15 protein-coding genes are annotated in these 14912 nt (G+C 71.9%); 8 read left to right on the top strand and 7 right to left on the bottom strand.

The annotated features are described in order from the left end of the window. Positions 1-295: 295 nt before the first annotated feature. Positions 296-796, bottom strand: a complete 501-nt coding sequence (locus V1634_RS30390; protein WP_331211153.1) for a MarR family winged helix-turn-helix transcriptional regulator — start codon at positions 794-796, stop codon at positions 296-298. A gap of 100 nt (positions 797-896) precedes the next feature. Here V1634_RS30390 and V1634_RS30385 point away from each other — a divergent pair, with 100 nt between their 5' ends. Next, positions 897-1481, top strand: a complete 585-nt coding sequence (locus V1634_RS30385; RefSeq protein WP_331211152.1) for a YceI family protein — start codon at positions 897-899, stop codon at positions 1479-1481. A 275-nt stretch (positions 1482-1756) separates the two neighbouring features. Continuing rightward, positions 1757-3235, top strand: a complete 1479-nt coding sequence (locus tag V1634_RS30380) for a glutamate-cysteine ligase family protein (protein WP_331211151.1) — start codon at positions 1757-1759, stop codon at positions 3233-3235. A 6-nt stretch (positions 3236-3241) separates the two neighbouring features. On the opposite strand, the gene V1634_RS30375 is transcribed toward V1634_RS30380, so the two are convergent. Continuing rightward, complete coding sequence (locus tag V1634_RS30375; protein WP_331211150.1) at positions 3242-4666, bottom strand: hypothetical protein; 1425 nt, start codon at positions 4664-4666, stop codon at positions 3242-3244. Positions 4667-4852: 186 nt separating this feature from the next. Here V1634_RS30375 and V1634_RS30370 point away from each other — a divergent pair, with 186 nt between their 5' ends. Beyond that, on the top strand, positions 4853-5533 hold the full coding sequence (locus tag V1634_RS30370; RefSeq protein ID WP_331211149.1) for a PASTA domain-containing protein: 681 nt from the start codon (positions 4853-4855) through the stop codon (positions 5531-5533). A gap of 121 nt (positions 5534-5654) precedes the next feature. Further along, positions 5655-6440 (top strand): PASTA domain-containing protein, encoded by a 786-nt coding sequence (locus V1634_RS30365; protein WP_331211148.1) that lies wholly within the window; start codon positions 5655-5657, stop codon positions 6438-6440. 120 nt (positions 6441-6560) lie between these two features. Here V1634_RS30365 and V1634_RS30360 read toward each other — a convergent pair whose 3' ends face one another. Next, positions 6561-7154 (bottom strand): chromosomal replication initiator protein DnaA, encoded by a 594-nt coding sequence (locus V1634_RS30360; protein ID WP_331211159.1) that lies wholly within the window; start codon positions 7152-7154, stop codon positions 6561-6563. A gap of 117 nt (positions 7155-7271) precedes the next feature. Next, complete coding sequence (locus V1634_RS30355) at positions 7272-7574, bottom strand: hypothetical protein (RefSeq protein WP_331211147.1); 303 nt, start codon at positions 7572-7574, stop codon at positions 7272-7274. A 585-nt stretch (positions 7575-8159) separates the two neighbouring features. Between V1634_RS30355 and V1634_RS30350 the strand changes: the two genes are divergently transcribed. The 3 genes from V1634_RS30350 (at position 8160) to V1634_RS30340 (ending at position 9905) form a co-directional block, all read left to right on the top strand. Continuing rightward, positions 8160-9041, top strand: coding sequence for a helix-turn-helix domain-containing protein (locus tag V1634_RS30350; protein WP_107263184.1), 882 nt, complete (start codon positions 8160-8162; stop codon positions 9039-9041). Then, positions 9011-9232 carry a DUF397 domain-containing protein gene (locus V1634_RS30345; protein ID WP_101368887.1) on the top strand — a complete coding sequence of 74 codons (222 nt, stop codon included), beginning with the start codon at positions 9011-9013 and terminating at the stop codon, positions 9230-9232. Before V1634_RS30350 ends, V1634_RS30345 begins: the two co-directional genes overlap by 31 nt. 229 nt (positions 9233-9461) lie before the next feature. Continuing rightward, entirely contained in the window at positions 9462-9905 is a 444-nt protein-coding gene (locus tag V1634_RS30340; RefSeq protein WP_331211146.1) for a hypothetical protein, read from the top strand. Here the strand turns inward: V1634_RS30340 and V1634_RS30335 are convergent. Then, positions 9873-10472, bottom strand: a complete 600-nt coding sequence (locus V1634_RS30335; protein WP_331211145.1) for a hypothetical protein — start codon at positions 10470-10472, stop codon at positions 9873-9875. The two genes, V1634_RS30340 and V1634_RS30335, sit on opposite strands and share 33 nt — an antisense overlap. Before the next feature lie 248 nt (positions 10473-10720). Here V1634_RS30335 and V1634_RS30330 point away from each other — a divergent pair, with 248 nt between their 5' ends. Beyond that, positions 10721-12589 carry a S8 family peptidase gene (locus tag V1634_RS30330; RefSeq protein ID WP_331211144.1) on the top strand — a complete coding sequence of 623 codons (1869 nt, stop codon included), beginning with the start codon at positions 10721-10723 and terminating at the stop codon, positions 12587-12589. Between the two features lie 66 nt (positions 12590-12655). Here V1634_RS30330 and V1634_RS30325 read toward each other — a convergent pair whose 3' ends face one another. Both V1634_RS30325 and V1634_RS30320 read right to left on the bottom strand, forming a co-directional pair. Continuing rightward, on the bottom strand, positions 12656-13435 hold the full coding sequence (locus tag V1634_RS30325; protein WP_331211143.1) for a 3-ketoacyl-ACP reductase: 780 nt from the start codon (positions 13433-13435) through the stop codon (positions 12656-12658). 76 nt (positions 13436-13511) lie between these two features. Then, a complete protein-coding gene (locus tag V1634_RS30320; protein ID WP_331211142.1) occupies positions 13512-14912 on the bottom strand; it encodes a hypothetical protein in 1401 nt (466 codons plus the stop codon).

Raw genomic sequence — 14912 nt, 5'->3', positions numbered from 1 at the left:
GTGGGGGGGGGGGGGGGGGGGGGGGGGGGCCGCCCCGGGGGGGGGGGGGCGGGCGGGCCCCCCCCCCCCCACCCCCCCCCCCCGCCCCCCCGCCCCCCCCACGTCCCCAGAGCCCCCCGGCTGCCTGAAGATTAACCAGCCTTCGGCGCCCGTTTTTTCTGATTAATGCATGAAGCGGCGATATGCGGCTGACTTCTGCCGGTCTTTCTGCCGGTGCTCCCCGGACGTGCGGCTCATCCCCTCCTGAGGTGATAATCAGGATCCGTGGCGATTGTTGGCACTCCGTGTCCGGAGATCAACAGCTGGTGGTCGCCCCGGCGGGCGTGCCGAGACTGCCGGCGGTGGCACCGGGATGCACCGCGTCCCGGACGATCCGCAGCGAGTCGAGCAGACTCTCCAGCCGGGCCGGTTCGAGTTGTCCGACGAACCAGTCCTGGATCAGTTGGATGTGGCCGGGCAGTGTCTCCTCGAGCCGTGCCATGCCGGACTCCGTCACCACCGCGTACGCGCTGCGTCGGTCGGAGGGGCAGGCGCGGCGGCAGAGCAGGCCGTCCCGCTCCATCCGGTCGACGACCCGGGTCACGCCGCTGGTGGAGAGCGAGGTCTGCGCGGCGAGGTCGGTCATCCGGAGTTGGTGCTCGGGTGAGCGGGCCAGCCGCATCAGGACCTCGAACTCGACCGTCGACAGCCCGTGCTCCTCGAACTGGGCGGCAAATCTCGCGGCGAGCCCCGCGTACACCTCCATGACGAGGCCCACGGCGGTGATCCGGGCGTCGTCGTACAGGTTCTTGGTCACGCTGCCATCGTAGCAGTCATTGACACGGGGAATATTGCTGTGTCTATAGTTGCTGTGTCAGTCATCGGTCAGACAACCTATCTCCTGGGAAGGCATCACCATGACCAGCAGCGCCGAGTCCGCCACCACCCGTACGTGGGAAGGGCTGACGATCCCCACCGCCGGCACCTACCTGCTCGACCAGGCGCACAAGCGCGTCGGGTTCGTGGCCCGGCACATGATGGTGAGCAAGGTCCGTGGTCAGTTCCGCGAGGCGGAGGCGACGATCACCGTCGCGGAGAACCCGCTGGAGTCCGCGGTGACCGCGACCATCCAGGCCGCCAGCATCGACACCGGCGCGGACGACCGCGACAACCACCTGCGCAGCGGCGACTTCCTGGAGTCGGAGAAGTACCCGACCCTGGAGTTCCGCAGCACCGGGGTGAAGTCGCACAGCGGCAACGGGTTCGTGCTCGCCGGTGACCTCACGATCAAGGACGTCACCAAGCAGGTCGACCTGGAGGTCGAGTTCGAGGGCGCTGGCCGTAGCCCGTTCGGCCAGGACATCTTCGGCTTCACCGCGACCACCGAGATCGACCGCGAGGACTTCGGGCTGACCTGGAACGTCGCCCTGGAGACCGGCGGCGTACTGGTCAGCAAGAAGATCAAGATTGAGATCGAGGGCGAGGCCATCCGTCAGGCCTGACTTCCGTCGCCCGGCCACCCGCCGGGTCGGCACCAGGACGCCCCGGTCATCGATCACATGGTGACCGGGGCGCCTCGCTGGGTAATGCTCCCGGTGGAAAGAGCAGCTCGATCGTGTGCGATCGTGGACGCGGCGCCGCTGCCCGCTCACCGGGTGGGCGGGCGCCGTGCCGTGGTCGCCTGCCCGAGGCGCTCCCACGGTAATGATTGGAACACGCTTCCGCTGGGCAAGCCCCTCCGGATTGCGCGGACAGCGCCGCACGGCGGGAGGGGTCGATGGGCGAGGACGTGTCGGAGGTCCCCTTCACCCGGGAGGACCGGATCCGATACCGGCAGAAGGTACGCCGCTGCCTGGACGTCTTCGCGCTCATGCTGGACGACTTCGGCTTCGACGCCGACCGGCCGACCACCGGGCTGGAGATCGAACTGAACCTGGTGGACGCCGACGCCGAGCCGGCGATGCGCAACGCGGAGGTGCTGGACAACCTCGCCGACCCCAGCTTCCAGACCGAGCTGGGCCAGTTCAACCTGGAACTCAACGCCCGACCCCGGCTGATCGAGGGGGCCGGCTTCGCCGACTACCAGCAGGACCTGCGGGCCAGCCTGGGCCGGGCGGAGGAGCTGGCGGTCAAGTCCGACGCCAACATCATCCTGATCGGCATCCTCCCCACGCTCACCCCCCGGCACCTGGTCCGCGACAACCTCTCCAGCAACGAGCGCTACCAGGTGCTCAACGACCAGATCGTCGCCGCCCGGGGCGAGGACATCGAGCTGGACATCCGGGGCGTCGAACGGTTGCAGACCCACACCGACTCGATCGTCTCCGAGGCCGCCTGCACCAGCCTCCAGTTCCATCTCCAGGTCGCACCGGACAGCTTTGCCGACTACTGGAACGCCTCCCAGGCCATCGCCGGGGTGCAGGTAGCGCTCGGCGCCAACTCACCGTTCCTGCACGGCCGGCAGCTCTGGGCCGAAACCCGGGTCGCCCTCTTCGAACAGGCCACCGACACCCGCCCCGACGAGCTGAAAGCCCAGGGGGTACGCCCACGGGTCTGGTTCGGCGAGCGGTGGATCACCTCGATCTTCGACCTCTTCGAGGAGAACGTCCGGTACTTCCCGCCGCTGCTGCCGATCTGTGACGACGAGGACCCGGTCGAGGTACTGCACAACGGCGGCATTCCCCGCCTCTCCGAGCTGCGGCTGCACAACGGCACCGTCTACCGGTGGAACCGGCCGGTCTACGACATCATGAACGGCCGCCCGCACCTGCGGGTGGAGAACCGCGTGCTCCCGGCCGGACCGACCGTGGTCGACATGCTGGCCAACGCCGCCTTCTACTTCGGGCTCGCCCGCGACCTGGCGGAGGGCGAGCGGCCCCTCTGGAGCCAGCTCACCTTCAGCGCCGCCGAGGAGAACTTCCACGCGGCCGCCCGGCGGGGCATCGACGCCGCCGTCACCTGGCCCCGGCTCGGCGAGGTGAAGGTGACCGAGCTGGTACTCGACGTACTGCTGCCGAGGGCGGCCGCCGGGCTGGACCGGTTCGGGGTCGGTGCCGACCACCGGGACCGGCTGCTCGGCATCATCGAGCAGCGCTGCCGTACCCGCCGCAACGGCGCGGTGTGGCAGGTCGAGACGGTGCAGGCCGCCGAACGCGGCCGGGGGATGAACCGCTCCGAGGCGCTGCACCACATGCTGCACCGGTACGGCGAACTCCAGCGGACCGACCAACCCGTGCACACCTGGCCGGTCGACTGATCCGGGTCAGCGGGAGCGTCGACCGAACCTGCCCAGCCGGCCGCCCTTGGCACCGCCCTCGGTGACCGGCCCGGCGGAATCCTCCGAACCGGCCGCCCCGTCGGCATCACCGGCCGCCCCGTCGGTGACCTCGGCCGGCCGGTCGGCGGGCGCGGCGGCTCCGCTCTCCGTGCCGGCCCGGAGCGGGGCGGCAGCGGTCGCGGGTACCCCCGGAGCGCCGGCCTCGTCGGCGTCACGTCGCGCCCGGCGACCGGGCTGACCGGGCAGTCGTGCCGATCGACCGCCACCGCCCGGTGAACCGGTTCCGGGACCGCCGGTGCGCTCGGTCTGCCGGTCCGGGTCGGTGGGGTCGGTCGGGTCGGTGGAATCGGTCGAGGTGGCCTTCCGGCCGGCCTCCGCCGGGCGCGGGTCCGGGCCGGACGGCGGTGACGTCGGGCCGCTGCCGTCGGCCGGTGGTGTCTCCGGCCCGGCTCCGGGCGGAAGCGGCTCGGAGCGGGAGTCGACGGAATCCCCCTGCCGGGCCATCGTCTCCGCGCGCTGTGCCAGCGCCGCCACCAGCGCCGAGCCGGCGAGACCGGCGACCACCGCGTACGGCGCCATCAGGTGCGCCGAGACCTGCTCGGGACGGATGCCCACCAGCCGGGGCGCGGCGAGGAAGTAGGCGACCGCCACCAGCAACGGCCCACTGATCCCCGAGACGGCGGCACCGACCCGGGTTGCCGGGCGGCGGGCCGCCGAGCGGGCGGCGAGCGCGCCAATCAGCAGTGCCGAGCCGAGCGACAGCGCCGCACCGGGCCAGTAGAAGTACTCGCGGAACCAGAAGCGCTCGCCGTCGGAGGTCAACTGCCAGACCCCGAGCTGCGCGGCGGAGAGCCCGCGCCCGGAGAGTACGCCGTCGACGACCGAGATCACCGCGAGCGCCCAGAGCCAGCAGACCGTACCGAGCACGTTGCTGGCGACGGCCGGTGACGAGATCGCCCAGATCGCCGCCACCAGCCCGAGCAGTACGCCGAGGATGGCGTAGCCGGCCGCGACGGTCTGCGGGGCGGAGGTGTCGACCCGTACCGCCGCCCGGGCGGGCACGGCGACCAGCACCACGGTCACCAGTGCGCCGATCGCGCTGGAGACGGCGAGCGCGGCCCGCCACAGCAGGGTGGCCAGGGTCGGCGGCGGATCGGCGGCACGCCCGGCGGAGCGCCGGCCGCCCGCGCCCAGCCGGTGCGCGCAGACCGCGCCGGCCACGGTCGAGGTCGCGGCTATCCAGGCGGCCCAGGTGAGGCTGGCCACCCAGGCCGCCTCCCCGCTGCCGCCGGCCGCCGGGACCCAGGCGATGATGCCGAGCCCGTAGCCGAAGCCCAGTTGAGCGGCGCCGGCGCCGGCGGCCACGCCGACCGCCGTCGCGACGGATCCTCCCCAGCCTCGTGCGGCCATGCGGGGCAGCGTAGCGTCCATCCGACGCCGGGGGCGAGCCGTCAACCGAGGGGAGCCGTCCCGACACGAACCGTGGCCGGTTGCGCTCCGAGGGCCGGGCCACCGATGCTGTCGGGCACACACTTGCACCGGGCGGACGGAACAACGGCGTGGCTTTCGTACGCCGGATGGTGAGGCAGGGTCGGCATGACGGATGAGGCTGTGGCGGGACACCCGGACCTGGGCGGCGGTCCCTCGAACCGGACGGGCCTGTTCGCGGGCGCGGCGGTCGGGTTGGTCGTCTGTGCCGTCGTCGGTGCCCTCGGCGGCTACCTGCTGGCCGGCGACGGCGGGGAGCGGGCGGGGCCGTACGACGCCGGGGCCACCACCACCCCGACGGCGCAGGTCACGAGCAAGCCACCACGGAGTACGCCGAGCCGGACCCCGAGCCGCCGACCGAGCAGCACCCCGCCGCCGATCGGCCAGATGATCCTGCCGGACGTGGTCGGCGAGGACTTCCAGAAGGCCCGGGAAGAGTTGCGCGGGCTCGGCCTCGGAGTGCAGTTCGTCTTCGGCCGGGCCGGCGACGACCCCACGGTCGCCAGTACCAACCCGAGGGCTGGTACGGCGGTGAAGCGGGGCATCACCGTACGGGTCACCGTCGTCGGTGCGGCACCGGAGGTGGTGGTGCCCGCGCTCGTCGGTGAGTCCTGCAAGCAGGCGGCACGGCGGCTGGTCGACGACGGCCTCTATCCGAACTATCCGACCGGCGAGCGGGGCGAGGTGCGCAACCAGGAGCCGACCGGCGGGACCGTGCTGCGCTGGAACGAGCGGGTCCGGCTCTACTGTTCCGACGGTCCCGCACCCGGCGGGACGCCGACGCCCTAGCCCGGCGGCGCGGCGCCGAACGGGCAGACACGCCCGGACTCGCGACGATGGCCGCGGCACGTCCCGCCGGATAAGTTTGAGGCGGTTCGCCCGGTCCCATCCGATGGCGAGAGGACGTGGCATGGCCGACGATCCGCGGCAGCCTCCGGAGGACCGGGGTCTGGACGGAGACCGTGGCGTACCCGATGGCGGAACGCGGGCCGACGACCCGAGCGGTCCGCCCACGGCCGCCGGTCCGCCCACGGCCGCCGGTGCGGGCCGGGACGATGCGACCCGGGTCGGCGGGAGTCACCGGCAACCAGGCGAACCGGACGCCACCCGGCCGATGCCGCCCCGCGAGCCGGCCTGGTCCGGCCGGGCCGGAGTGCCGCCCCCGGGCTCGACCCCGCCCCGGCAGCCGCAGTCCGACTGGGGCTACGGCGGTGAGCCGGACGAGCGGCGATGGTGGATGCCGATCCTGATCGGGACCCTGGCGCTGGTCCTGCTCGGCGCGCTGGTCGTCGCCGGCTGGGCGATCGTCGACTCAAGCCGACGCGACACCCCCACCTCGCCGTCGCCGGTGGCGACCACCCCGGCGGCGCCGACCACGCCCCCGCCGACCACCCCCGCGAGCACCCCGAGCCCCACCCCGGCGGCCACCACCGCAGCGCCGGTGACGCTGCCCCCGCTCGTCGGACTGTCCCAGCAGGAGGCGGTGGCGGAACTGGAACGGCTGGGACTGGTGCCCCGGATCGAGCCGCGAACCTCCCGCCGGCCGCCGGGGACCGTGCTGGACACCGAACCGTCGACCGGTACGGAGGTGGAGCCGGGCAGCGAGGTCGTACTGGTGGTCGCCGAGCCGCCGACCCCGCCGCCGAGCACCGAGCCCGGCCCGACCGACCCGCCGCAGCCCACCCCGGACGGCTGATCCTCCGTCCGGCACCGGGCCGGCTCGGAACCGGGGTCGGCAGGAGGCGGGAACGGCCGGGCCGGATCGGTGGCGGGAGAGTGCGGGACGGCGGAATGCCGGAATCCGAGCCGGGGCCGGTCACCAGTAGCGGCGTCTGGTGCCCACCATGACCAGCCCGACGGCGGAGATGACCAGGCCGAACAGACCGGAGTACGCCAGCGAGCGCTGATAGCCCGGCGGTGGTCCACCGGTGCGCGGCGCTGGGCCGGCCCGATGTTCCTCGGTGCCGGCCGCTCGGTCCGGACCGGTCGGCGCCGGGTGACCCTCGTGGTCGTGATCCGGTCCGCCGGCCGGGTCGCCGGCCGGGTCGGGAATGGTGACGCCGTCCGGTTCTTCCCGGTCGCCCTGAGCCGGCAGCCGGTGCCAGGGCCGGACGCGCGCGCCGGGCCACCCCCGCTCGGTGTCGGTGGGGGACGCGGGTACGGCCGCCCCGCCGTGCCCGGAGGGGTCGGTGAGCCCCGGTTCGGGTTCGGTACGCCCCGGGTCGGGCTCGCCACGACCCGACTCGGCCGGCGATGTCGGGTTGGCGACCGGGTGTCGTACGGATGGCGGGCGGCCGCTGCCGGTACCGCTCGCGCAGCCGGGCAGGCCGACGGTGATCAGGATCAGCAGCACGCTGGCCCGCATGCTCCGACACGTCGTCCGGTGTCGGTCGGAGGTCTCAACTGCCATCGGCGGCTCCCAGGTTCGGGGCCCTCGACGACGTGCGGGTTGGTCAATCCTGGGGTGGACACGCCCAGTCTAGGGCGGTGTCCGGGGCTGTCGCCCGGCCTTTGCCGCAGATGAGCCTCAGCCGACCCGGACCCGCGCGGCCAGCGTGTTGGAGTTGGTCAGCGCGGGCCTGCGGGCCTGCGGGTAGTTGTGCCGCCCGGCGTTGGTCTGGAGGTGGCGCAACCCGTTGATCTGCACGAATATCGACCGTCGCTCGACCGCGTCGCCGCTCGGGTTGAGTTCGTAGCCGTCGAGCCAGACCCAGCCGTGGTAGGTCGGCCAGTCGTGCACCCGGATCACCCGGAAGTAGATCGGCTCGGCGAACTGGACGCTCGCCGCGCGGGTCACGTGGAGCACATCACCGGAGCGGGGAAGGGGCACATCAGCTCCTGTCCGACTGGCGCCGGGGGCCGGCGGGAGTGGCGGGCGGGGGTCTGGTGGTGGTCCGGACGGGGTTGCTCGGCGGGCACACCAAGGGGGCGGTCGGAGTGGAGCGTCGGCCGGGACGATGTGTCGTTGCCATCACATCGCCCCGGCCGACACCTGTCGACTCCGGGACGCGCCAGCCGCCGTAGCGGCCCTGGCATACAGCGGCGGGGGCTCTTACCCCGGAGCGGGGCTTCTCGCCGTACCGCCGGCACGGCCGTCTCCACGGTCAGGCGAGAATGGGGGAGCATTGCGTCGCCTGACCAGAGGGGAACGCTGCGTAGCCCGAGCCATACGGACAGGGTGCATCAAGAACATGATCAATGCAAGTTGCAGTTTGCCCTTTGCTCCGGCATGCCGATAGTGGGTCGGACGGCGCTTGATGCGCCGCGCGTGGAAGCGGCAGACTGGACCCGGTTTCGGCCCCCTGTGGCCGACAGGGTCATCGCTCCATCCGCCGCGAATGATCCCCCGCCGTTCGGCGGTCTCGAAGGTGCGGCGGCAACCCGACTCTCTAATTGATCGCCCGGAGGTGACCCGGTGACCGAGCGCCGGAGCCCGACCATCCGCCGCCGACGGCTCGGCGCCGAGCTGCGCCAGCGCCGGGAGAAGGCCGGAGTCACGATCGAGGCCGTCGCCGAGTTGCTGGAATGCTCCGCGTCCAAGGTGTCCCGGATCGAAACCGGCCACACCACGGCCACCGTCCGGGACGTGCGGGACATGCTCGGCATCTACGGCGTGACGGGCGCCGAGTGCGACGAGCTGATCCAGATCGCCCGGGAGGCCCGGCAGAAGGGCTGGTGGCATCCGTACAGCCCGGTGCTCGCCGGGGCGTACGTCGGGCTGGAGGCGGCAGCGGCCTCGATCCGGGCGTACGAGCAGCAGACCGTGCCGGGGCTGTTGCAGACCGAGGAGTACGCCCAGGCGATGATCCGGTCCGCCCGGCCGGACTGGGTCGCCGAGGAAGTCGACCAGCGGGTCCGTGTCCGGTTGGGTCGTCAGTCGTTACTTGACCCAGACGATCCGATCGATCTGTGGGTGGTGCTCGATGAGGCGGTGATCAGCCGGCCGGTGGGCGGCGACGCGGTCATGCGGGCCCAGTTGGAGCGGCTGGTAGAGGCCGCTGACCTACCGAACGTCACGCTCCAGGTCCTGCCGTTCGACGCCGGTGCGCACGCCGGCATGGACGGCACTTTCACCATCCTCGGCTTCCCGGAACCGGGCGATCCGGATGTGGTGTACGCCGAAAATGCCACGGGCGGGCTTTTTCTGGAGAAGCGGGATGAGCTGCAGAAATACATATTCATCTTCGATCATATCCGAGCGGCAGCCCTACGCCCGGAGGAGTCCGTCGCGCTGATTTCGAAGTTGGCAGAGGAGCCATTGTGGAAGTGGAGACAAAGGGGTACCGCGTCGACCTGAGCGGGGCAGCCTGGCACAAGAGTTCGCGTAGCGGACCCAATTGTGACAACTGCGTCGAGGTGGCCTTCGCGGGCGGCGCGATCGCGGTACGCGACTCGAAGAACCCGAGCGGGCCCGCCCTGATCTTCACGCCCGACGAGTGGGACGCGTTCGTCGGCGGTGCCAAGGACGGCGAATTCGACCTGACCTGACGGTCCCGAACAACCCAGCGCGGTCACCCGGCCAGCCCGCGAAGCTGCCCGGATGGCCGCGCTGGCCGCGTCGGTGGAGCTGCTGGCCGAGTCGGCCGGAGCCCTGGCCGGGTCGGCGGGTCCGGCCGGCCGTCGCCGGTGACCGGCCGGGTCGTTGTACCAGACGGCGGGAGTCGGCATGACCGACCGCCGCAGGGGATTCGCAAACCGAGCGAGGCAGGCGAGACGGATGACGATCGGTTCGGAGAATCTGGGCAACGGTTCCGCCAAGCCGGAACGGTTCGGCGGCAAGTACCGGGGTGCCCGCCGGGACAGCGGCGCCACGGTGGAGGAGACGCCGATCGACACCGACCTCGGACCGGCCGAGGGTGCCCCGGCGGAGCGGGTCACCGACCTGGGCGCCGGCCTGACGTCGGTGAGCCCGCCGGAGCGTGCGCCGACGCTCCCGTCGCTGGACATGGGCGGCCTGACCGAGCCGGTCTTTCCACCGGCCGGCTGGCCGGACGTGCCGCCGACCGAGCCGCTCGTCGACCACCCGCTGCTGCGCGGACTGCTGCTGGAACTGCCGCCCAAGGGCAGCATCCCCAACTCGCTCTGGCTCGACCGCTGGTTCGAGGCGGCCCGGGCGATCCTCGAACTGCTATACGTGCAGGACGCCAGCCGCACGCGATGAGCGCGACCGTACGGTGACCGCCCGCTCCAGCAGGCGGCTGTGCCGCAGCGCGTGCCGTACCCCGATCGTGCCGACCGCGAGCACCGCCGCGGTGAGCACCACGCCGATCATCCCCGGGCTGGTCAGCGGCACCAGACCGGTGGCGGTGACCAGCGCCGGCAGCATGACCAGACCGGTCACCTGCACCGGCAGGGCGACCATCGGGTGCGCGGCGGCGGCGCGCAGCGCGGGCGGGGCCGGGATCTCCGGCGCCGAGGCGAACGCACCCGCGCCGCCCCAGAGCTGCCGCAGCCGGCGTACGGTCACCGCCGCCACCACCACCGCGGGCACCGCCGGCAGCGCGATGCCGGCCGCGGTACGGTCGGCGAGCGTCGGCTCCGCCTCGACCAGCCCGGCCAGCAGTACCCAGGCCAGCCCGGCCAGGCCGGACCCGACCAGCCCGAGAAGCAGCCCGGTACGCCGGCGCAGCGGTCGCGCGGCCCGTAGCTGCGGCAGCCCCTCGACGACGAGACCGGCCGCGAGCCAGACGGCGGCGATCGCGAGCAGGATGGCGAGGTCGGTGTCCATGCCAAACAGCCTTGCCCGGTTTCCGTTCCGGCGAATCCGGGCCCGCCCCCACCGATTCCCGGAGAAGTCACCCGTAGGGGGCGCGGTGCAGGCGGTCGAGGCAACGACGGCCATCTTTCCGTTGAGATAGAACGTTCGGGATCTACTGTTCCGCAAGGCTTCTGACTAGTGTCAGCTCGATCGGTCGTGCTGACCCGCCACTCAACGGGGGCGGGCGGTCGTGCACCGATCGGAGGGGAGGAGGGGAGATGAGTCTCCCTCGTAGGTCCGTAGTCGTCGGAGTGTCCACTCTGGCCATGATCGCCGCTGCCGCCGTGCCGGCCGCCGCGGCTCCACCGGAAGCACCGGTCCGGGGTGTCGGCAGCGCGAACGCCGTCGCCGACAGCTACATCGTGGTGTTCAAGGACACCGCCGTCGCCCGGGCCAACGTGTCGACGTCGGCCCGGAGCCTGATCGGCAAGCACGGCGGCAAGGTGGGCCGCACCTACAGCGCCGCGCTGCGGGGCTTCGAGATCAGCACCTCCGCGCAGGCCGCGCGGCGGATCGCTGCCGACCCGAGCGTGGCATACGTCGAGCAGAACAAGACGTTCCAGGTCAGCGGTACCCAGCCGAACCCCCCGTCCTGGGGCCTCGACCGGATCGACCAGCGGAACCTGCCACTGAACAGCTCGTACACGTACCCGAACACGGCGTCGAACGTGAACGCGTACGTCATCGACACCGGCATCCGGTTCAGCCACAACGAGTTCGGCGGCCGGGCGGTGAGTGGGTTCGACGCGATCGACGGTGGCGCCGCGGACGACTGCCACGGGCACGGCACGCACGTCGCCGGTACGGTCGGCGGCACCGCGTACGGGGTGGCCAAGGCGGCCCGGATCTACGGCGTACGCGTGCTGAACTGCTCGGGTCAGGGCACCACCGCCCAGGTGGTCGCCGGGATGGACTGGGTCACCGCGAACGCGGTACGCCCGGCGGTGGCCAACATGAGCCTCGGCGGCTCGGCGGACAGCGCGATCGACACCGCGGTCAACAACTCCATCAACGCCGGCATCACCTACGTGGTCGCGGCCGGCAACGGCAACACCCTCGGCGTACGGCAGGATGCCTGCAACTACTCCCCGGCCCGGGTGCCGAACGCCATCACGGTCGGCGCCACCCAGAACAACGACGCGGCGGCGAGCTTCTCCAACTACGGCACCTGCGTCGACATCCTGGCGCCGGGCGTCGGCATCACCTCCGCCTGGTACAACAGCAACACCGCGACCAACACCATCAGCGGTACCTCGATGGCGTCGCCGCACGTGGCCGGCGCGGCCGCGATAGTGCTCTCCGCCAACCCGACCTGGTCGCCGCAGCAGGTCCGCGACTACCTGGTGAACAACTCCACCCCGAACGTGGTGACCAACCCGGGCACCGGCACCCCGAACCGGCTGCTCTACCTGGTCAACGAGGCGCCGGCCAACGACTTCTCGGTCTCGGTCTCGCCGGGCACCGGGTCGACGACGCCGGGCGGTTCGGTGTCGGCCACCGTCGCCACCGCCACCACGGCCGGCTCGGCGCAGTCGGTGACCTTCTCGGCGAGCGGCCTGCCGAGCGGCGCCACCGCCACGTTCAGCCCGGCCTCGGTCACCTCGGGCGGCTCGGCCACGCTGACCATCGCCACCTCCGCCGCCACCCCGCCGGGGACGTACCCGCTGACCATCACCGGCAGCGGACCGTCGGCCACCCGGAGCACCCCGTTCACGCTGACGGTGACCGGTAGCAGCACCGGCTGCACGGCCAGCAACGCGGCCGACGTGGCCATCCCGGACACCAACGTCAACGTGACGAGCGGGATCACCATCTCCGGCTGCAACCGGAGCGCCTCCAACACCTCCACGGTGGCCGTGGAGATCGTGCACACCTACCGGGGTGACCTGGTCGTCGACCTGATCGCTCCGGACGGCAGCGGCTACCGGCTGAAGAACAGCAGCATCGTCGACGGTGCCGACAACGTGAACGCGACGTACACCGTCAACCTCTCCTCCGAGTCCGCCAACGGGCTCTGGCGGTTGCAGGTGCGGGACGTCTACTCCGGGGACACCGGCTACATCAACGCCTGGACCCTGACCCTCTAGGCTCTCGTGCAAGGAAGGGCCCCTTCTTATCGCTTTTTGTATAAGAAGGGGCCCTTCCTTGCACCCTCAGAGGGTGCGCAGGTGGAAGCCTCCGTCGACGTCGATCACCTGGCCGGTGCTGAACGGCAGCAGGTCGGTGGCGACCGCCACCACGGCCCGGCCGACGTCGTCGGGCTGGCCCCAGCGGCGGATCGGGGTCAGGCCCTGGTTGAAGATCAGATCGTCGTACCGGGCCTTGACGGGGCCGGTCATGTCGGTCTCGATCACACCGGGCCGGATCTCGTAGACGTTGATCCCGTGCTCGGCCAGCCGGGCGGCGTAGAGCTGGGCGGTCATCGCCAGGCCGGCCTTGGTGACGCAGTAGTCGCCCCGGTTGACGCTGGCCGTGTACGCGCTGATCGACGAGATCACCACGATCTTCGGCCGTTCCACCCGGCCGGCGGCCTGCTGCGCGATCATCGTGTTGGCGACGAGCTGGATCAGGAAGTACGGCCCCTTGAGGTTGATGTCGACCAGCCGGTCGAAGGACTCCTCCCCGGCCTCCAGCAGGTCCGCCCGGACGCTCGGTGCCACTCCGGCGTTGCTGACCAGCAGGTCGATTCGGCCGAACGCCGCCGTCGCCTCGTCGACGAGGTGCCGCCGGTCCTCGGCCCGGGAGACGTCGGCCCGGACCAGGTGGGCCCGGCCGCCCCGGGCCTCGACCTCCTTGCCGACCTCCGCCGCCGCGTCGGCGTTGCTGGCGTAGTTGACCACCACGTCGTGGCCGGCGCCGGCCAGCGCCAGCACCACGCCGCGGCCGATGCCACGCGACCCGCCGGTCACCACCGCCACCGGACGTTCGCTCATGACACCCCTCCGCCGCGCTCCGGGGTGTCGTGAGGCTCGCTCGCACGGAGCTGCCTGATTCGCTCGCTCCGCTCGCTCATGCCGCCACCTCGCCGCGTACCGGGCCGAAGAAGGTGTAGTACGGCTCGTCCCGGGCGACCCGCTGGAGATAGAGGGCCAGCTCCCGGGCGTGGTAGTCGCCCCACATGCTCGACTCGCCGTTCGGCACCCGCTGCCCGGCCGGTACGTGGTCCCAGCCGTTCGGGCGGTGGTAGACCGAGTGCAGCAGCAGGCCCTGGTGCCGGGCGTCGGTGCTCAGGTACGGCTCGCCGAAGAGCGTGTCGGCGACGGTCAGCCCGGCCTGCCAGTACTTCCGGCCCTCCTCGGTCCGGCCCGCCTGGTCGAGGTGACGGCCGAGCCGGAGCAGCCCCTGCGCCCCGATCGCCGCCGCCGAGGAGTCCACCGGCTCGTGCGCGTTGTACGGGTCGGCCGGCCGGTCCAGGTAGTCGCCGAGGTGGACCAGGCCGGGCGCGCCGGTGTCCCAGTACGGCACGCCGTCGGTGGGGGTGTGTGCCAGGTAGAAGTCGCAGGTGGCGGTGGCGGCCCGCAGCATCGTCGCCTCGATCTCGGCCCGGCCGCCGTACGGGGCCAGCTCGTCGTCCGGCACGATCGCGAGGAATTCGAGCTGCTCCGGGAAGCCGAGCATCGCCCAGGCCAGCCCTCGGGTCCAGGTGCTGAACGGGGAGTACCCCTGCTGGGTGCTGGGGCAGCGGTAGCTGCCGTCGTTCACGTTGAAGATCGACTCGTGTGCGGTCCGGCCGAGGATGTCGTAGCTGTCCCGGCCCTCGCCGTAGTAGACGTTCCACCGGGCGGTGTTCCCGGCGTGCTCGACCAGCCGGCGCAGCAGCGAGATCCGCTCGTCCCGCTCGCCCATCAGCACGTGCCCGAGCAGGTGTGACACGGCGAGCGCCCGGCAGGACCGGATGGTGTCGACGAAGAGCGACTGCGGCCCGTTGAACGAGTAGACGTAGCCGGTGCCGTCCGCCGTGGTACGCCAGCGGGCGGCCTGCACCGCGCCGGTCAGCTTGAGTGCCAGCTCGTAGAAGTCCCGCTCGGCGCGGTCGGCCGGGATCCGCCCCTCGTTCATCAGCCGCCACAGGTTCCCGTACGTGCTGACGTTGTTGAACCCGTGGTCGTGTACGCCGATGTGGCTGACGTGGCTGGCCATCACCGCCACGGTCTGCTCCCGCCCGGAGTCGAGGAACCGCCGCTCGCCGGTGGCGTCGAACTGGAGCAGCGCGGAGCCGTACTGGAAGCCCTGGGTCCACTCGGTCCAGCCCCGCGCGGTGTACTGCCCGTCGACGGTGAAGACCGGCGAGGCGGCGCCGGGCGGGCAGGTCTTCTCGATCGAGTCGATTTTCTGGGCGGAGGCCTCCCAGAGTCGTTCGATCCTGGGTAGCAGCGCGGACGGGGTAAGGCTCTGGTCGATCCTCATCAT

Source organism: Plantactinospora veratri (assembly GCF_036421995.1).
In the GTDB taxonomy this organism is placed as follows: Bacteria; Actinomycetota; Actinomycetes; order Mycobacteriales; family Micromonosporaceae; genus Plantactinospora; species Plantactinospora veratri.
The sequence above is the reverse complement of the archived record's forward strand: the minus strand, read 5'-3'. Positions and strand labels throughout refer to the sequence as shown.